This window comes from Winogradskyella sp. KYW1333, from assembly GCF_003335675.1.
GTDB lineage: Bacteria > Bacteroidota > Bacteroidia > Flavobacteriales > Flavobacteriaceae > Winogradskyella.
Genome location: NZ_QPHL01000017.1, coordinates 528,400 through 546,031, shown reverse-complemented (window position 1 = coordinate 546,031; position 17,632 = coordinate 528,400). Strand labels below are relative to the sequence as shown.

Annotated in this window: 19 protein-coding genes; 12 read left to right on the top strand and 7 right to left on the bottom strand. The window is 33.4% G+C overall.

What is annotated here, in order from left to right; translation table 11 throughout:
* The first annotated feature begins 2 nt into the window (after positions 1-2).
* Genes arsS through DUZ96_RS12220 form a run of 7 tightly spaced genes read left to right on the top strand, consistent with a single transcriptional unit; the run spans position 3 to position 5,635 of the window.
* On the top strand, positions 3-1,067 hold the full coding sequence (gene arsS, locus DUZ96_RS12250; RefSeq protein ID WP_114302218.1) for an arsenosugar biosynthesis radical SAM (seleno)protein ArsS: 1,065 nt from the start codon (positions 3-5) through the stop codon (positions 1,065-1,067).
* Between the two features lie 4 nt (positions 1,068-1,071).
* The gene (locus DUZ96_RS12245) at positions 1,072-1,566 is read left to right on the top strand and encodes a rhodanese-like domain-containing protein (protein WP_114302217.1); all 495 of its coding nucleotides are present in this window, start codon (positions 1,072-1,074) and stop codon (positions 1,564-1,566) included.
* Entirely contained in the window at positions 1,559-2,188 is a 630-nt protein-coding gene (locus DUZ96_RS12240; RefSeq protein WP_114302216.1) for a TIGR04282 family arsenosugar biosynthesis glycosyltransferase, read from the top strand. The genes DUZ96_RS12245 and DUZ96_RS12240 overlap by 8 nt, the downstream gene beginning before the upstream one ends.
* Positions 2,181-2,993, top strand: coding sequence for a purine-nucleoside phosphorylase (locus DUZ96_RS12235; RefSeq protein WP_114302215.1), 813 nt, complete (start codon positions 2,181-2,183; stop codon positions 2,991-2,993). The genes DUZ96_RS12240 and DUZ96_RS12235 overlap by 8 nt, the downstream gene beginning before the upstream one ends.
* The gene (gene arsM, locus DUZ96_RS12230) at positions 2,994-3,962 is read left to right on the top strand and encodes an arsenosugar biosynthesis arsenite methyltransferase ArsM (protein ID WP_114302214.1); all 969 of its coding nucleotides are present in this window, start codon (positions 2,994-2,996) and stop codon (positions 3,960-3,962) included.
* Entirely contained in the window at positions 3,922-4,950 is a 1,029-nt protein-coding gene (locus tag DUZ96_RS12225; RefSeq protein ID WP_258774387.1) for a DUF547 domain-containing protein, read from the top strand. Before arsM ends, DUZ96_RS12225 begins: the two co-directional genes overlap by 41 nt.
* A complete protein-coding gene (locus DUZ96_RS12220; protein WP_114302213.1) occupies positions 4,943-5,635 on the top strand; it encodes a TIGR04283 family arsenosugar biosynthesis glycosyltransferase in 693 nt (230 codons plus the stop codon). The genes DUZ96_RS12225 and DUZ96_RS12220 overlap by 8 nt, the downstream gene beginning before the upstream one ends.
* Here the strand turns inward: DUZ96_RS12220 and DUZ96_RS12215 are convergent, their stop codons facing one another.
* Positions 5,636-6,364 (bottom strand): metallophosphoesterase, encoded by a 729-nt coding sequence (locus DUZ96_RS12215; protein WP_114302212.1) that lies wholly within the window; start codon positions 6,362-6,364, stop codon positions 5,636-5,638. It lies immediately after the preceding gene.
* Entirely contained in the window at positions 6,365-7,381 is a 1,017-nt protein-coding gene (locus tag DUZ96_RS12210; RefSeq protein ID WP_114302211.1) for a glycoside hydrolase family 113, read from the bottom strand.
* Positions 7,382-7,480: 99 nt separating this feature from the next.
* On the opposite strand from DUZ96_RS12210, the gene DUZ96_RS12205 reads away from it, so the two are divergent.
* Genes DUZ96_RS12205 through DUZ96_RS12190 form a run of 4 tightly spaced genes read left to right on the top strand, consistent with a single transcriptional unit; the run spans position 7,481 to position 12,590 of the window.
* A complete protein-coding gene (locus DUZ96_RS12205) occupies positions 7,481-8,785 on the top strand; it encodes an NAD(P)/FAD-dependent oxidoreductase (RefSeq protein ID WP_114302210.1) in 1,305 nt (434 codons plus the stop codon).
* Positions 8,786-8,787: 2 nt separating this feature from the next.
* The gene (locus DUZ96_RS12200) at positions 8,788-10,377 is read left to right on the top strand and encodes a 4Fe-4S dicluster domain-containing protein (RefSeq protein ID WP_114302209.1); all 1,590 of its coding nucleotides are present in this window, start codon (positions 8,788-8,790) and stop codon (positions 10,375-10,377) included.
* Positions 10,378-10,410: 33 nt separating this feature from the next.
* Positions 10,411-11,100: a glycosyltransferase family 2 protein gene (locus tag DUZ96_RS12195; protein WP_114302208.1), complete on the top strand. Its 690-nt coding sequence runs from the start codon at positions 10,411-10,413 to the stop codon at positions 11,098-11,100.
* Between the two features lie 56 nt (positions 11,101-11,156).
* The gene (locus DUZ96_RS12190) at positions 11,157-12,590 is read left to right on the top strand and encodes a cellulose synthase family protein (RefSeq protein ID WP_258774386.1); all 1,434 of its coding nucleotides are present in this window, start codon (positions 11,157-11,159) and stop codon (positions 12,588-12,590) included.
* On the opposite strand, the gene DUZ96_RS13165 is transcribed toward DUZ96_RS12190, so the two are convergent.
* Positions 12,587-12,901 carry an SRPBCC domain-containing protein gene (locus tag DUZ96_RS13165; RefSeq protein ID WP_409010774.1) on the bottom strand — a complete coding sequence of 105 codons (315 nt, stop codon included), beginning with the start codon at positions 12,899-12,901 and terminating at the stop codon, positions 12,587-12,589. The genes DUZ96_RS12190 and DUZ96_RS13165 overlap by 4 nt on opposite strands.
* A 197-nt stretch (positions 12,902-13,098) precedes the next feature.
* Between DUZ96_RS13165 and DUZ96_RS12180 the strand changes: the two genes are divergently transcribed.
* Positions 13,099-14,460: a mannosyltransferase gene (locus tag DUZ96_RS12180; RefSeq protein ID WP_181855282.1), complete on the top strand. Its 1,362-nt coding sequence runs from the start codon at positions 13,099-13,101 to the stop codon at positions 14,458-14,460.
* Here DUZ96_RS12180 and DUZ96_RS12175 read toward each other — a convergent pair.
* From DUZ96_RS12175 to DUZ96_RS12160, 4 genes are all read right to left on the bottom strand, one after another.
* Positions 14,457-14,753: a hypothetical protein gene (locus DUZ96_RS12175; protein ID WP_114302207.1), complete on the bottom strand. Its 297-nt coding sequence runs from the start codon at positions 14,751-14,753 to the stop codon at positions 14,457-14,459. The two genes, DUZ96_RS12180 and DUZ96_RS12175, sit on opposite strands and share 4 nt — an antisense overlap.
* A gap of 117 nt (positions 14,754-14,870) precedes the next feature.
* Positions 14,871-15,710, bottom strand: a complete 840-nt coding sequence (locus DUZ96_RS12170) for a pseudouridine synthase (RefSeq protein WP_114302206.1) — start codon at positions 15,708-15,710, stop codon at positions 14,871-14,873.
* Positions 15,711-15,757: 47 nt separating this feature from the next.
* A complete protein-coding gene (locus DUZ96_RS12165) occupies positions 15,758-16,705 on the bottom strand; it encodes a carbon-nitrogen hydrolase family protein (protein WP_114302205.1) in 948 nt (315 codons plus the stop codon).
* Positions 16,705-17,607: a geranylgeranylglycerol-phosphate geranylgeranyltransferase gene (locus DUZ96_RS12160; RefSeq protein WP_114302204.1), complete on the bottom strand. Its 903-nt coding sequence runs from the start codon at positions 17,605-17,607 to the stop codon at positions 16,705-16,707. Before DUZ96_RS12160 ends, DUZ96_RS12165 begins: the two co-directional genes overlap by 1 nt.
* Positions 17,608-17,632: the final 25 nt, after the last annotated feature.

Sequence of the window (17,632 nt, the reverse complement as noted above, 5' to 3'; positions counted from 1 at the left end):
AAATGACAAAAGTTAAAACCCAATCTCTTCATAAGCGAGAGAGTTTATTAGCTCAGAGCAAAAGACAGTTAGAAATTCTATCAAATGGAATTTTTCAGAATGGTGAGTTACCAAAATTTAAAGATAAAATTGCGGATACGAATCAATTTCCACTTAAGGCGAAAAAACTTGAAATATTACAGATTAATGTTGGTTATATGTGTAATCAAGTCTGCGAGCATTGTCATGTAGATGCTGGCCCTGACAGAAAGGAAATTATGACCAAAGAGACAATGATTCAATGTCTGGAAGTAATAAAAAATACGGAGGCACATACTTTAGATCTCACAGGTGGTGCACCTGAAATGAATCCTAATTTTAGATGGTTTGTTGAAGAAGCATCAAAAGCAGGTATTAAAGATTTTATAGTGCGATCAAATCTCACCATAATTAGAGCAAATAAAAAGTATTATGATTTACCAGAATTCTTCAAAAAACACAATGTTCACGTGGTGAGCTCCATGCCACATTGGACAAGAGGCAAAACCGACAAACAGCGTGGTGATGGTGTTTTTGACAAATCCATTAAAGCGTTACAGGAATTAAATGATATTGGTTATGGCATGCCCAATAGTAGCTTGAGGTTAGATTTAGTTTACAACCCATCTGGTGCATTTCTTCCTGGCAATCAGGCTTCGATGGAAAAGGATTTTAAAAAGGCATTACTAGAAGATTTTGGTATTCAATTTCATAATTTATTTGCTATTACAAATCTTCCGATAAGTAGATTCTTGGATTATTTAATTGCTTCAGAAAACTACGAAGACTACATGTATCAATTGGTAGATGCCTACAATCCTGATGCTGTAGCTAATGTTATGTGCACAAATACCTTATCAATAAGCTGGGATGGATATTTATACGATTGTGATTTTAACCAGATGTTAGAGTTACCTGTAAATAGCAAAGTAAAGCACATTTCTCAATACAATGAAGAGCTATTAGAAGGAAGAAATATTATTATTTCACAACATTGTTACGGCTGTACAGCGGGCGCTGGAAGCAGCTGCCAAGGAACCGTTGCTTAACATTATGAAAAATTCCCTATTAATCATATTCTCAATAGTTAACCTATTTTCTTTTTCTCAAGAAACTATAGCTGACGTATTAAAAAAATACAATAAAGAAAGTATCCCATATATTACTGCAAATGAATTGGCAACGCCACGTGTAGAAGCAGTATTATTAGATGCTCGAGAAATTGAAGAATATAAAGTTAGCCATCTCAAAAATGCTATCCATGTAGGCTATGATAATTTTAGTCTTATTGAAACTAAAAAATTTTTATCGGATAATGATGCCATGATAGTTGTGTATTGCTCCATAGGTGTAAGATCTGAAGACATTGCAGAAAAACTAAAGAAAGAGGGCCATAAAAATGTTTACAATTTGTTTGGCGGTATTTTTGAATGGAAAAACAATAACTTCACGGTTTATAATTCGAAAGAAGAAGCAACTGAAAATGTACATGCATTTTCAAAGGATTGGAGCAAATGGCTTTTAAAAGGTAAAAAGGTATATGACTAAAGCATTAGTAATAGTTTTTGTAAAAAATATAACTCTCGGTACTGTAAAAACAAGATTAGCAAAGACCATTGGAGACATTGGTGCTTTTGAAGTTTACTCAGAACTCGTAAAAGTTACAGAGAAAGCAACAAGAAACCTAAACTGTGACATTAAAATTTATTACTCTAGTTCTATAACAGAATCTCATTGGCCAAATGAAAACAAAACTGTTCAGCAAGGGGAAGATTTAGGCGAAAAAATGTATAATGCCTTCAATGATAGTTTTAATGCTGGTTATAAAAAAATAGTCTTAATTGGTTCTGACTTACCAACAATTACATCCTGTCATATTAAAGAGAGTATTAATTCACTTGATGATTCAGTTTCAGTATTCGGACCTGCAGAAGATGGTGGTTATTATTTAATTGGCCTTAGATCGATGGTGCCTGAAATATTTCAGAATAAACCATGGAGTCAAAATCATCTATTGAAGACAACGTTACAGGAGTTACAAAAATTAAACGTTTCAGTAAGTACCTTAGAAACATTAAATGACATTGATACTTATGAAGATTTAATTGCTTCAGATTTCTATAAATCAAACTTAGAATTACAAGAAAAAATACAACAGTTAAATGATTAAATACATAACTGAAAGCACAGAATATTTGCAGAGCAAAGGCTTTGACAAACCTGAAATTGGTATAATTTTAGGTACTGGACTTGGTCAACTCATAAACGAGGTTGAGATAATTGCAAAGGCCAGTTATAATCACATTCCAAACTTTCCTACCGCAACTGTAGAGTTTCATAAGGGAAAACTCATTTTCGGTAAATTAGCAGGCAAAAAGGTTGTTGTAATGCAAGGCCGTTTCCATGTTTACGAAGGCTATTCACTTCAAGATGTTACTTTCCCAGTTAGAATAATGGAAAAACTCGGAATAAAAACTCTTTTAGTTTCCAATGCTGCAGGTGCTATTAATTTAGATTTTAAGAAAGGCGAGCTAATGTTAATTGATGATCATATTAATTTGCAAGGTAGCTCTCCATTAGCCTTTAAAGGTGTATCAGAATTAGGTGAGCGTTTTACTGATATGAGCGCTCCTTATAATTCTGAGATAAATACAACAATAGAAGAAATTGCAAACACTAATAATATTAAACTACATAAAGGTGTATATGCAAGTGTTGTTGGACCGCAATTAGAAACCAGAGCTGAGTACAGAATGCTGAAGATTATTGGTGCAGATGCGGTAGGTATGAGTACAGTACCAGAAATAATAGTTGCAAATCATTTAGGTCTAAAAGCCTCGGCAATTTCAGTTTTAACAGACGAATGTGATCCTGATAATCTTAAACCTGTAAATATCACCGAAATCATAGAAATGGCAAACAAAGCCGAACCTAATATGATAACCCTATTTAAAGAATTAATAAAGACATTATAAATGAGTTATTTAGAAACCACACACGATGTATATAAGGAAGCTGCTTTAACGCCAGATGTTGGATTATGCTGTACCACAAATCCTATCTGGGAACTTCCAGGTTTAAAGATTCCTAGAATAATGCAAGAAATGAACTATGGTTGTGGCAGTACAGTGCATGCACGAGATTTAACCAACAATCCCAAAATGCTTTATGTTGGTGTTGGAGGTGGTATGGAACTTTTGCAGTTTGCATATTTCAACAGGCAGAAAGGTGGCGTTATTGGTATTGATGTGGTTGATGAAATGTTAGAGGCATCACGTAAAAATTTTAAGGAAGCTGAAGAACTAAATCCATGGTTTAAAAGTGATTTTGTTGAACTTAAAAAGGGTGATGCTATGAATCTTCCCGTAGAAGATAATAGCATAGATGTAGCAGCACAAAATTGCCTTTTCAATATCTTCAAAGCAGATGATCTTAAAAAAGCCATTGATGAGATGTACCGTGTACTTAAACCTCATGGCAGGTTAGTAATGAGCGACCCTACATGCGAACAACCGATGAATGATGCATTACGTAATGACGAGAGATTAAGAGCTTTGTGCCTCAGCGGTAGCTTGCCAATTGCAGAATATGTAAAAGCCCTTACTGATGCGGGATTTGGTACAATTGAAATAAGAGCCAGAAAACCTTATAGAATATTGGACCCTAAACACTATCCAACAGACGAATTAATATATATAGAATCCATAGAAGTTGCAGCTATAAAAGATCCTATGCCAGTGGATGGGCCTTGTGTTTTTACAGGAAAAGCCGCCATCTATTTTGGTGAAAATGATTATTTTGATGATAAGGCAGGCCACACATTACTCAAAAACCAACCTTTAGCAGTTTGCGATAAAACCGCAGGTGCATTGAAAGGGTTGGGTAGAGACGACGTCTACATTAGTGAATCAACATTTCACTACGATGGTGGTGGATGTTGCTAAACAAAATGGCATGACACTTATTAGAACTTTAATCCTTTTTGTTGCACTAGGTTTGTTTTCCTGTGGTACAAAAAAAGAAGTTGTTAAGAATACTTCACAAGATAAAGCTGTGATAGATTCATTGATTATTACGAAGGTACCTGATGCAACGATGCCACCTCCTCCACCTCCTCCTCCAATACCAGAAGAAGGCGAAATATTTGAAATGATTGAGGTTACTGATGATAAAGGAACTACAATAGCTGAAGCCGAAAGTTTAGATGAGGCAAAGGAACTTATGAAAGAAAAACAAAATGATTCTATTAATGATCTAAGTTTTCATCAAAATATTTCGAAACGATTTTATGAAAACCATGAAATCTGGGAGGCCCTATTAAAAAAATATGTAACAGAAGATGGTTCTGTTAATTACAAAGGATTTCAAAAAGACGCAAAAGGTTTAGCAGTTTATATAAAGATGCTAAAAATGGGTTTTTCTAAAATTAATGATTATTCCCAGGAAGAAAAATTAGCCTTTTGGATCAACGCCTATAATGCCTTAACTGTCGACTTGATTCTACGTAATTATCCTATCAAAAGCATTAAGGACATAAAAGATCCATGGGACCAGCGATTATGGAAATTTGGTGATAAGTGTTTAAATCTCAATGATATTGAACACAAAATATTGCGTAAGATGAATGAACCTAGAATCCACTTTGCCATTGTCTGTGCTTCAGAATCTTGCCCCAAACTTCAAAATGAAGCCTTCACAGCTTCAAACCTTGAAACGTTACTGACAAATTCAACCAAAGAATTTCTTAGTGATTCATCTAAGAACGAAATTTCTACTAACAGAATTAGACTCTCCAAAATATTTAAGTGGTTTGCTAAAGATTTCAAACAATACAGAAACCTAATTGATTTTCTGAATTTGTATTCTGAAGTTCAGATTTCTGACACTGCAAGTAAAAGTTTCAAGGACTATAATTGGGACTTGAATGAGTAAGATTTCAATTGTTATTCCTGTTCTTAATGAGGAAAAATTCATCGGGAAACTATTGCATCATATCGATGCCAATTCAAATAGCTCCAATATTTCAGATATAATTGTAGTAGATGGTGGCAGTACGGACAAAACAAAGGATATTGTTGCTTGCTTTGCTGATGTTCAACTTTTAAACTCAGAAAAAGGAAGAGCAAAACAAATGAATTTGGGTGCTAAAGCTTCGAATGGTGAGGTCTTATATTTTCTTCATGCTGATGCTTTACCTCCAAAGAATTTCGATATTTTAATTTTAGATGATATTTCTAAAGAAAATAAGGCTGGTTGCTTTAGAATGCAGTTTGATAGTAATCATTGGTGGTTAAGACTTGCCAGTTGGCTCACACAATTTAATTGGAGACCATGTCGTGGAGGCGATCAAAGTCAATTTATAACACGAGAACTATTCAAAGATATTGGTGGCTATGATGAAGATTACCTTATTTATGAGGACAATATTTTAATTAATGAACTATATGCCCGAAAACAATTTGTAGTTATAAATAGTAAAATAAGAACCTCAGCAAGACAATACAAAAAAGTTGGCATTTGGAAATTACAATATCACTTCTGGACCATTTATGTAAAACGTTGGTTGGGTGCTGATGCCAATGACATCTATCACTATTACAAAAATCATGTAAAATAATTACTTATTTCTGCCTCGCTCTTTAGGATACAAATAAGTAACAGGATCACTTTGAAAGACTTCTTTTGTATCAACATTCATAGCTGAAAGCCTCCCTGTAAAAGCGGCACCTGTATCAACATTCCACACATTAACAGCATTCATAGGTTCATGCTTATGATAATTCAATGTTGGAGTATGGCCAATATAAATTTCCGAGTAATGGGTTAATCTCTGAGGATATCTGTCAGATGTTTTAGAAATACGTTTATCCATTGTTAAAGCCATTTCCCATAGGGTTCTATCAAAGTAAAAATTTCTTATTTCATATTCTCGTTGTACGCCATGCATAGATGTAAACCCAGCATGTACATATAATCTATTTGCCTTGTCTAAATGAAAAAGTTCCATAGCTTGAAAGAACTGTAGATGTTGCTTTTTTTCTTCATACGTAAATTCAGAATAACTTTCAACAGTTTCTTTACCACCATGAGCTAACCACACTGGATTTGCCAATCCTTCCCTGAGCCAATCTTCACACCAAACATCGTGATTACCCTTAATAAAAACACACTCTACAGCATTAGACAACTCAATAAGATACTGAATAACTTGTGCAGATTCGCTCCAGCCATCAACATAATCACCAAGAAAAACAAGTTTATCTCCTGATTTAACTTTCAATTGTTCTAATAACTGAACAAGGGCCTTTAAACCACCGTGAATATCTCCAATAACTAAGTTTCGCATTTAATAGTTGTTTGAATATCCGTATTGAACTCTTATAACCTCCTGGGCTGGTTTATTCTGTGGTGTAAACATATTATTATCTGGACCACCGACTTTATTGTGAATATGAAACCATTTCCAAACAAATCCTCCAGCAAACCAGTCTTCATACCAAAATGTTTCAAATAGCGCTTTTGTGGTATTTACTTGAGCTTCAAGATTTACAGACCCTTCCCTATTAGAATAATCCCAAGGTTTTTCACCTGCATAATCTACACTGCGATAACCATACTCAGTAAAAAGTACTTTCTTTTTATAGGTACTTGATAATTTTAATATTTCAAATTTATGTTTTTGCCATCCAGCCAAACAATCTTCAAAACTCGGAGTCTTATGATCACTTACTGGAAAATAGGCATCAATACCAATAAAATCCAATTTATCCCAAAAAGGTGTTTTTCTATATTCATTCCAATTGGCAGCATAAGTTAACTTACCCTTGTAGACTGACCTAATCTTTTCTATTAGCGAGTACCAATATTCAGGTCTGTATTTTGTAAACAGTTCTAGTTCGGTACCAACACAAAGAATTTCTGCATTTACTTCTTCAGCAAGTTCTGCATATTCCATTAAAAAATTACTGTATGAATCCTCTAGTTCTTTCCAAGAGGTTTCAGATTGCATCATTATTTCTCCAGTAAATTTTCCACGACTAACCCATATTTGAGGTTTTATCATAATGGAAATATTTTTCTTCTGTAATTCGTATATGTATTGCTTTGCTCCTGCCCTAGTTTCACCATACCATTGTCTATCCGTATTATGTATAACCTTAGGTTGATCTAAATCTCTTATAAATCCAAATGGCATAACAGCAGCATAATTAGCATTTACCTCAACTACCGGTACTATATTAGTGCTATCTACAGCTGTATTCATAGCCACAAAACTTACGCCATTTATTTTCTCAGATTTATAAACACTAGCTGCACAGCCAAATATTAAAATGGAAAAAATCAAAGAAATTAAATGTTTCATAAAACTAAATAATGCCTAAATTTAAAGAAATTCAACTATGGCTGTTAAGGTTTTAACAAAACCTTCGACCTATTGTCTATACTAACAATCAATTTCAATATGGAACACGTCGTAATAATCGGCAATGGTATATCTGGTGTTACACTTGCAAGACACATCAGAAAACTATCGGATAAAAAAATTACCATTATCTCAGCAGAAGCAGAATATTTTTTCTCACGTACTGCTTTGATGTATGTTTATATGGGACATATGAAATTTGAACATACCCAACCTTACGAGGATTGGTTTTGGGATAAAAATCGTATTGATCTTAAACAAGGTTTTGTAGAATTCATTGACACTAACTCTAAAGTTCTTCATTTTTCTCATGGTGAAACATTGAACTATGACAAACTTGTAATTGCAACTGGAAGCAAACCAAATAAATTTGGGTGGCCAGGACAAGATTTGGAAGGTGTTATGGGAATGTACCACAAACAGGATTTAGAAAATCTTGAAAAATTTGCTCCTAATAATAAAGAGTGTAAACGTGCTGTAATTGTTGGTGGTGGTTTAATTGGTATTGAACTTGCAGAAATGTTAAATAGTCGTAGAATCCCTGTCACATTTCTTGTTAGAGAGTCTAGCTTTTGGAATGGTGTATTACCTGAAGGCGAAAGTGGAATAATTAATAGACACATAAGAAATCATCATATTGATTTACGTTTATCTACAAACCTTAAGGAAATTAAATCTGATGAAAACGGTAAAGTTATATCTGTAATCATCGAAGAAACTGGAGAAGAAATTGAATGCGATGTAGTTGGGTTAACTGCTGGAGTTTCTCCTAATATAGATTTTATAAAGGATTCTGAAATTGAAACTGGTCGAGGCGTTAAAGTAAATCGATATTTAGAAACAAATATTCCCAACGTTTACGCTATAGGAGATTGTGCGGAGCAACACGAAGCCATAGGAAATAGAAGGCCAATTGAAGCGGTTTGGTATACTGGTCGAATGATGGGTGAAGTACTTGCACAAACTATTTGTGGCAATCGCATAAAGTACAATCCAGGACACTGGTTTAACTCGGCTAAATTTTTAGATATAGAATACCAAACCTATGGCTGGGTACATGGCAAAAAAGGCAGACCTGAGAATGAAGCCCATTTTCATTGGAAACACGAAGATGACACTAAATGCATAACAGTAGCTTATGATAAGAACACAAATAAATTTCTAGGCATCAACACCTTTGGAATTAGGATGCGACATGAAACATTTGACACGTGGCTTACCGAAAAAAGAGATGTTGATTATGTAATTAATCATCTTGCTGAAGCAAATTTTGATCCTGAGTTTTATTCAAGATTTGAAAAACAAATAATTCAATCCTATAACAATCAACTACAAACTGCCTAGTAATGAGTAATAAATTAAATCATAGCATGTCATTGGCAACACCAGATGCTTTAAACATTACAACCAAACAGAAAATAGCTCTAGGTTTAGGACTAATTGGTCTATTTATTTTAACTCTTGCTCTATTCAATACAAGTTTTCCAAACAAAGGATTATTTCTAACATTTGCTTTGGGTCTAATTGTAATTGGAACGATTTTTTATTCTAGGGAAGCCTATTTAAACAAATTAGAAGGCATAAAAAATGATGGAGTATGGTTCAAATCAATTTCTTCAAGAGGATTTTGGGGCTGGTCGGTAGGGATTATTCTTACTGCCTTTTATATTGTTCTTTATTTCTATCCTCAATATTTAGGACTAGGAAAAGATGGTGTGGCGAATACAGGCTTAATCAGTTTATTTGACCCTCTTAGTCAATTGTTAAGTGGCAGAAATGCAAGCCAATGGTTTGTTTATGGTACACTTTACACAATTGCAATTTTAGCTTTTGGTTATAAGTTCATTTTAAAATACAGACATAATCGTTATCAACAAATTAGAACTGTATCGGTAATGTTTTTTCAATTAGGTTTTGCCTTTTTGATTCCGGAATTTATGTATATAATGAATAATGATTTACCATATTATGATCTTAAGAGCATCTGGCCACTTAACTATTATATTTTTGATGAATGGTCTGTAAAAGCCTTTTTATCTAATGGTAATACTGGATTAGCTCTTATATTATTCGGTGTTCTATCAATATTTGTAATTACACCCATTTTAACTTACAAATATGGGAAACGGTGGTATTGCTCATGGGTCTGTGGTTGTGGAGGTCTTGCTGAAACAGCGGGTGATTCTTTTAGGCATTTATCTTCAAAAAAATTGTCAGCATGGAAACTAGAACGTTGGTTAATTCACTTAGTACTTGTCTTTTCAGTTGTTATGACAACTGCAATGATCTATACATATTTAGGTTATAAGAGTAATGATTTTTGGTTAACAAGAGGTGTTTTCATTTCACTTGTGATAGGCTTTTTGACAATTATTTTCGCTGGTGTAATGATTTTTAAACGAAATGAACTTGGTAAGGATGCCAAATATGGTGCTATTGGGTTTTTTCTTGTAATTACTCTTCTTCTGATAATGCATTTCACAGGTACAACGGATCAACTTTTTTACATAAAATCCGGAAACTTAAGATCAGCTTATGGTATATATATTGGTTCTATTTTCTCAGGTGTAATCGGTACAGGTTTTTACCCAATTTTAGGAAGTAGAGCTTGGTGTCGTTTTGGTTGTCCTATGGCTGCTGTACTAGGATTTCAGCAACGCCTATTCTCAAAGTTTAGAATAACAACCAATGGTGGCCAATGTATTTCTTGTGGAAATTGCTCAAACAGTTGCGAAATGGGTATTGATGTAAGACATTATGCCCAAAAAGGTGAAAATATTGTGCGCTCAAGTTGTGTTGGTTGTGGCATTTGTGCTGCGGTTTGTCCAAGGGGTGTCCTAAAATTAGAAAATGATAGTATGAAAGGACGAATTAACCCTAATGAAATACTTCTAGGTAATGATGTTGATTTGAGGAAATTGGTAAATGAGAATTAAGAAGTTGTATTTTTGCAACTTCAAATTGAGGTAATGCCCATCATTAAAGTTATAATTCCTGCTTTTAACGAAGAGGATTCTATTAAACATGTCATAAACGATATCCCAGATATTGTAGATGAAGTTATTGTAGTAAGCAATAATTCTACAGACAATACAGAAAAGAATGCCAAAGGTTCAGGTGCCACAGTGTTGGTCGAAACACAAAAAGGGTATGGTTATGCTTGTCTCAAAGGCATGGATTACATTGCTCAACAAGAAAAAAAAGCAGGTATCATTGTTTTTTTAGATGGGGATTATAGTGATTATCCTGAAGAGCTAGTAAAAATTGTCAATCCGATTATAGAAGATAATGTGGATTTTGTAGTTGGTGCACGTGTAAAAGAACTACGAGAAAAAGGATCAATGACCTTACCTCAAATTTTTGGCAACTGGCTTGCAACGAGTTTAATGCGCTTATTTTTTAGATCAACCTTTACAGATTTAGGACCATTTCGTGCTATCAAGTATTCTAAATTATTAGATCTTAAAATGGAGGATAAAACTTATGGTTGGACAGTAGAAATGCAACTGAAAGCACTCAAACAAAAATTCACCTACAGAGAAATCCCTGTCAATTACAGAAACAGAATAGGTGTCTCAAAAGTTTCAGGTACCATAAAAGGTGCTATATTTGCAGGCGTAAAAATCCTTTGGTGGATTTTTAAATATAGTTTCAGGTGATTTATCTTCAGTATTTCATAATTGTAGTTTACACAATAGCAATAGTGCTTATTTTTATGTATGCACTCGCACAACTCAACTTGCTTTATAATTATTTAAGTTCAAAAAAGAAACGTGAAGAATGTGAAACTTTTGACCTGAATAATCCTAATGAAATTCCATATGTAACTATTCAACTACCGGTTTTTAATGAGATGTATGTTATGGAACGTCTTCTAGACAACATTGCTCTCATAGAATACCCTGAGAATAAATTAGAAATACAGGTTTTAGATGATTCTACTGATGAAACTATTCATACTACTAAAGCTCATGTTGAAAAATTAGCATCTACTGGACTTGATATCAAACACATCACCAGAACTGATAGAACTGGATTTAAAGCTGGCGCATTAAAGGAAGGGTTAAAAATTGCCAAAGGTGACTTTATAGCAATATTTGATGCAGACTTTTTACCTCAACCAAACTGGTTAAAACGCACCATTCCTTATTTTAAAGATGAAGAAATTGGCGTAGTACAAACGCGCTGGGGACACATTAACAGAAATTATTCTTTGTTAACCAAAATCCAAGCCTTTGCATTAGACGCACATTTTACCTTAGAACAGGTTGGTCGTAACTCAAAAGGACACTTTATCAATTTCAACGGAACAGCTGGTATTTGGAGAAAGACCTGCATAGAAGATGCAGGTAATTGGGAAGGAGACACATTGACTGAAGATTTAGATTTAAGTTATAGAGCACAACTTAAGAAGTGGAAATTTAAGTATTTAGAAGATGTAGAAACACCTGCAGAATTACCGATTGTAATAAGTGCCGCGCGTTCTCAACAGTTTAGATGGAATAAAGGAGGTGCAGAGAATTTCAGAAAAATGCTGTGGCGCGTAATTAAATCTAAAAATATTTCTACCAAAACTAAAATACACGGACTTCTTCATTTACTAAACAGTTCCATGTTTTTAAGCATTTTTGTGGTAGCAGTATTAAGTATACCTATGCTCTACATTAAAAATGAATATGCTCATCTCAGAGACTACTTCTACGTTATGAGTTTCTTTGTAATGAGTACTATTATCTTTTTTGTTTGCTATTGGTTTATGTACAGAAATATTTATGGTAGTGGATTTAAGAAATTCTTTGGATACACAGGCATGTTTTTCACTTTCTTTTCTATTGCCATGGGCTTCTCATTGCATAATTCCATTGCAGTACTTGAAGGTCATGCAGGCAAGAAGAGTGAGTTTGTACGCACACCTAAATTTAATATTAGAATGTTTAAAGATAATTGGAAAAACAATAAATACCTACGTAAAAAAGTATCTCCACACGTCATCATAGAAGGTCTTCTAATGCTGTATTTTGGATTTGGATTATACAGCGCTTTTATTGTTGGTGATCAGGGTGGTGACTTTGGACTATTTCCATTTCACCTGATGCTATTTATTGGGTTTGGGTATGTCTTTTTTAAATCTTTAGGTTCTAAAGTTTAGGCTCTATTCTCAAAAGCAATAACAATTCCTTTCTCTAAGTAATCTTTCAAACCTTTTAATAGAAGTGGCCAGCAAAAGGACGAGTGCTTAAAGTGATCATTGCATTCAGACCAATCTTTATGAAAAAATCTAATGTAGGTCCTATTTTCCTTTTCCTCTAAATTATAACCAAATGTTGTTGGATTCCAATCTTCATCTGATTCCGTCATTTTAAAATGAATGTGATCATTTTTCTTGCATGAACTAACCTCGGCATACCAGTTATACTTATCTGTAAAGTTATAATTGTATAATTCTCCAAGTTCTGGAATTCAACTGCATTTTAATGGCCACCACTTGACAAGATGCTCGGGCTGAGATATAGCATTATATACTGATTCGATGTCCTTAAGAAATAAAAAATTGTGGTGAATAGAATAACTCATAATTTAAGTATTGCTCTTAAAGTTAAAAATCTTTTTATAAAGGCATTAAATGTCGCGAAGCAAATAATTTTATCTTTGGCTATATGCTCGGAATAATCAATATAATTAAATACAAAAAGTTACCACTTGTTTTTATTATTTTGAGTTCCATATTGTATTTAATCTTTGCCTATGATTTAGCAAGAACCGATACTTTAAAACTCCCTCTGCTATATGTGGGTCTTTTTGTTTTTGCTTATCTCGTTATTAAGTCAAGTGGATTCTACTTTAGGATTCTAGTTATTGCTTCTGTTCTATTTAGACTTTTATTTCTATTTGCAATACCAAATCTTTCACAAGATTTTTATCGTTTTATTTGGGATGGTCAGATGATATTGTCTGGTTTAAATCCGTATTTAAGTACTCCTGATTATCAGATGGAATTAGGAGCTCTAACAAATTTTCCAAATCAACTAGAACTATATCATGGAATGGGAAGTCTAAGTGCTTCAAATTACACAAACTATCCACCATTAAACCAGCTATGCTTTGTCATTGCAAATTTGTTTCCTGGCCACAGTATTTTGAATTCGATTGTCGGTATGAGAATACTTATTATTGGTGCAGATTTAGGCACACTATATTTTGGTAAAAAACTCCTTGAGAAATTAAATATTCCATCCGGCAGAATCTTTTGGTACATACTTAACCCTTTTATAATTATAGAGCTAACAGGTAACCTTCATTTTGAAGGTGTAATGGTTTTCTTTTTCGTTTGGAGTCTGTACTTACTGCATTGCAGGAAGTGGTTAATATCCGCAATTATTTTGGCTTGTTCAATCTCCATAAAATTAATCCCAATAATGTTTTTACCATTATTTTTTAAATGGTTTAAAAAAGAAAATGGAAAGGTAAATTTTAAGAAATTGATAAAGTTTTACTCAGTTGTTGGAGTAACCCTAATTCTCTTCTTTATACCATTTTTTTCAATGGAATTTATTACTAATTACTCGAAAACCATTGGATTATGGTTCGGTAATTTTGAATTTAATGGTAGCATATATTATTTGGCCAGAGAAATTGGTTATGCCATTACTGGATATAATGAAATAGCAATAATTACTAAAATATTTCCACTGATATCCTTATCTATAATCCTTTACTTTTCCTTTTTCAGAGCAACACACACGATAACTGAATTGGCAACTTCAATGCTTTTGACACTTAGTTGTTATCTGTTTTTAAGTACTACAGTACATCCATGGTATTTAACAACACTAATCATACTTTCTATTTACGCTGCCTACAGATACGCTCTAATTTGGTCTGTTGTAATAATATTAAGCTATTTTGCTTATGCCGACATTGATTATACCGAAAATCTATGGGTATTAGCTTTTGAATACCTCATTGTGTTTTCTGTATTTATTTGGGAAGTCGTGCTGAAGAAAAAGATAAATATTTAATCCTCTAAATCTTCAGGTGGTTGTATGGCATCAGGATCATCTCCTTCAAAATCCTCATAATCATCTTCATCATAATTCTCCATAGTCACCGCTAATTTAGTACTTACTTTAACTAAATACTTTGTGTCTTCTGTGGTAACTTCAACAGCCTCAACAATTTCATTTTTGGCATTTCTAAATGAAATAATATGATTATCGTCATAGCCGTCGGGATACTTTTCTACTAACAATGCGAGTATCTCAGGTGTTAGCTTCTTGAAATCTACAATTACACGTTTAAGATTATCTTTCATCTTAGTTAGGGTTGATTAGTAATACTAAGATACAAATGAAATTAAAATAAATATTAATGAAATATTATATTAAAATTGGCTTCAAGACTATTGAATTGTTGTAATGTATAATATAACTTAAAGCATTTTAAGAGTATTAACCTCTTGTGTAGTTAAGTGTTTCCAATGCCCTCTAGGAATATCTTTTTTAGTTAAATGACCAATTGCAACACAATCAATTTTTACAATATCGTATTTAAGGTAATCGAAAATTGTTCTTAATATGGTGTTACCAGTATTTTTAATTTTTATGCCTATTTTATTTTTAGACTCACCTTGTATATAACTAACTTCTTCAACGGCAATGAGCTTTCCTTCAACCTTGAATCCCTCTTGAATTTTTTTAAGGTCTTCAAATTTTAGATTTTTATCTAGTTCTACTTGAAATAGTCGCGCAACACCTGTTTTAGAATTGGTAAACTTTTGAATCACCTCATCATCATTGGTAAACAAGAGTAAGCCTAAAGAATTTCTACCTAATCGGCCAATGGGTTTAATTTTAGCATTGGTTGCATTGGCAACTAAATCCATAACCGTTCTACCCTTTCCTTCTGCTGTAGTAGTAGCAAATCCTTTCGGTTTATTTAGAAGTACGTAAACTTTTGGCTCTGGACTAATACGCCTTCCATCAAACTTAACTTCATCACCAAGCTTCACTTTATAACCCATTTCGGTAATAATCTTCCCATTTACAGTGGCTAATCCTAAAGCAATATTTTCATCAGCTTCTCGCCTAGAACAAATTCCAGAATTTGCAATGTATTTATTCAAACGAATCTCATCTGGATTCGATGTTTTTTTCGGCTGAGATTTTTTATTAGAAAATCTGTTATCCTTAGCAAAACCCTTTGCATTACTTCTGGGAGGTTTTCTGCTTGAAGCTTTCCCTTTTCCTCTTCCATCTTGATTTCTGCTCATAACACTTAAATTTTAGGCTGCAAAGGTATAACAATACTTTACATTAACTATTTAATTTCTACAGTAGTTTGCCTATCTCTATTGACAGTTAATTTTGTTACATCGGGTCTAGAGTAATGGCCAACAACATCAAAATTTTGACGCTCTTCTAATACTCTATTAAAGTTAATAGATTGAATTATTAAACCCTCTTTATTGATTACTGGCTCCACAATCCATTCACCATCTGGTCCTGCAATACAACTGCCTCCATTAGCTAATATATCAGGCGCATTTTTTATAATTTCATTATAGAAAGGTGTGTTCTCAGGAAAATCCATTTTGTTCATTAAACTTGAAACCGAAACCACAAAAGAGCGTGACTCCCGTGCAATAAATCTTGTTATATCTTTTGTGTTATGATCACTGCCAGGCCATACGGCTATATGTAAATTTTCACCTTGACCGTACAATGCTGTTCTTGGTAAAGGCATCCAATTTTCCCAACAATTTAAACCACCTACTGTAAATGACTTTATAGGGTGAACTTGTAGCCCATTGCCATCACCAGGAGCCCAAGTTAAGCGTTCATCGTAAGTTGGCTGTAGCTTTCTATGTACAGATTTTATTTCACCCCTTTCATTTATATAGACCAATGATGCATAAATACTGTGCCCTCCTCTATCAGTAGGTCGCTCCATAATCCCTAAATAAATGGCTAAATTATTCGTTTTAGCCAATTTACATATTGAATTTAAATCCCCTTTTTCAATGCATATAGAATTGCTTACATAATGCGCATGAAGCGTCTTGTTAATATCTGTATTCCACTCTGCCCCTCCAGTAAGAGCCAACCAAAATGGATATCCTGGTAAAAGAGCTTCACCAAAAACTATAAGCTCTACATTTTCTCTAGTGGCATCAATTATAGACTGTTCAATTTTCTTTAATGTGGCATGTTTATCTAACCAGACTGGTGCGATTTGAGCCATTGCAATTTTTAAGTTATGCTCCATTATATACGATTTAAAACAATAGATATATCAATTAATAATATTGAAAATACACCAGCAACAATTATAAACTTAAGTACATTATGAAGAAGTAAATAGTGTGTCTTCTTTTCTGATTTCCATAAAACAAAAAGAAATACCAACAACAAAAATATACATAGATAAAAGAAATAATACATATGTCCTATTTCAAAATAAAGTATCAGAATTGTTGCTACAGTAATTGTTAATAGTGCTACAATACTTAGCATCAGTTTTGTTATTCGTTCTCCGTGTACAACAGGAACAGTACGGTAATTCAATGCCAAATCTCCTTTAATATTTTCCAAGTCTTTTATAAGCTCACGCATGGAAATCAGTAAAAACAAGAATATCGCATGACCGATGATTACCAGCTCAAAATTTCGATAGTAAATAAAAATAGCAAAAAATGGAGTCACCGTCAATACTGCCGAAACAATATTACCTGTTATTGGTTGTCTTTTTAAACGATGCGAATAGAACCATATAGCGAAGATGTATAGCACAAAGAAAACAACAGCCTTGAAAGATACATAGCTTGCAAAGACTATAGCTAAGAAATTTAGCACAAAATAAAATGAGAGTTTGGTGTTTTGACTAACTAATCTATCCAACATTGTTTTTTGCGGACGATTGATAAGGTCCTTTTCTGAATCGTAAAAATTATTAATGATATAACCAGCAGCTATTGTTGCCGAAGAAGCCAAAACAAGCATTAATAAATTAACATCTAACAAAACTGTTTTAACGGGTAGGTGGTTCGCAAAAATATATATGGAAGCCAAATATTGAGCGATAACAACAATAAGAATATTATATCCACGTACAACAGAAAATAAGCTGAAAAATTTAAGGAGTATATGTTTTTGCTGTCTTGAAAGCATGGATTTAGAAAATTAAATCCTGAAA

What these genes read in the sequence shown, in the direction of transcription:
- arsS (WP_114302218.1), top strand. Translation starts at nt 3, where the DNA reads ATGACAAAAGTTAAAACCCAATCTCTTCATAAGCGAGAGAGTTTATTA.
- DUZ96_RS12245 (WP_114302217.1), top strand. Translation starts at nt 1,072, where the DNA reads ATGAAAAATTCCCTATTAATCATATTCTCAATAGTTAACCTATTTTCT.
- DUZ96_RS12240 (WP_114302216.1), top strand. Translation starts at nt 1,559, where the DNA reads ATGACTAAAGCATTAGTAATAGTTTTTGTAAAAAATATAACTCTCGGT.
- DUZ96_RS12235 (WP_114302215.1), top strand. Translation starts at nt 2,181, where the DNA reads ATGATTAAATACATAACTGAAAGCACAGAATATTTGCAGAGCAAAGGC.
- arsM (WP_114302214.1), top strand. Translation starts at nt 2,994, where the DNA reads ATGAGTTATTTAGAAACCACACACGATGTATATAAGGAAGCTGCTTTA.
- DUZ96_RS12220 (WP_114302213.1), top strand. Translation starts at nt 4,943, where the DNA reads ATGAGTAAGATTTCAATTGTTATTCCTGTTCTTAATGAGGAAAAATTC.
- DUZ96_RS12215 (WP_114302212.1), bottom strand. Translation starts at nt 6,364, where the DNA reads ATGCGAAACTTAGTTATTGGAGATATTCACGGTGGTTTAAAGGCCCTT.
- DUZ96_RS12210 (WP_114302211.1), bottom strand. Translation starts at nt 7,381, where the DNA reads ATGAAACATTTAATTTCTTTGATTTTTTCCATTTTAATATTTGGCTGT.
- DUZ96_RS12205 (WP_114302210.1), top strand. Translation starts at nt 7,481, where the DNA reads ATGGAACACGTCGTAATAATCGGCAATGGTATATCTGGTGTTACACTT.
- DUZ96_RS12200 (WP_114302209.1), top strand. Translation starts at nt 8,788, where the DNA reads ATGAGTAATAAATTAAATCATAGCATGTCATTGGCAACACCAGATGCT.
- DUZ96_RS12195 (WP_114302208.1), top strand. Translation starts at nt 10,411, where the DNA reads ATGCCCATCATTAAAGTTATAATTCCTGCTTTTAACGAAGAGGATTCT.
- DUZ96_RS12190 (WP_258774386.1), top strand. Translation starts at nt 11,157, where the DNA reads ATGTATGCACTCGCACAACTCAACTTGCTTTATAATTATTTAAGTTCA.
- DUZ96_RS12180 (WP_181855282.1), top strand. Translation starts at nt 13,099, where the DNA reads ATGCTCGGAATAATCAATATAATTAAATACAAAAAGTTACCACTTGTT.
- DUZ96_RS12175 (WP_114302207.1), bottom strand. Translation starts at nt 14,753, where the DNA reads ATGAAAGATAATCTTAAACGTGTAATTGTAGATTTCAAGAAGCTAACA.
- DUZ96_RS12170 (WP_114302206.1), bottom strand. Translation starts at nt 15,710, where the DNA reads ATGAGCAGAAATCAAGATGGAAGAGGAAAAGGGAAAGCTTCAAGCAGA.
- DUZ96_RS12165 (WP_114302205.1), bottom strand. Translation starts at nt 16,705, where the DNA reads ATGGAGCATAACTTAAAAATTGCAATGGCTCAAATCGCACCAGTCTGG.
- DUZ96_RS12160 (WP_114302204.1), bottom strand. Translation starts at nt 17,607, where the DNA reads ATGCTTTCAAGACAGCAAAAACATATACTCCTTAAATTTTTCAGCTTA.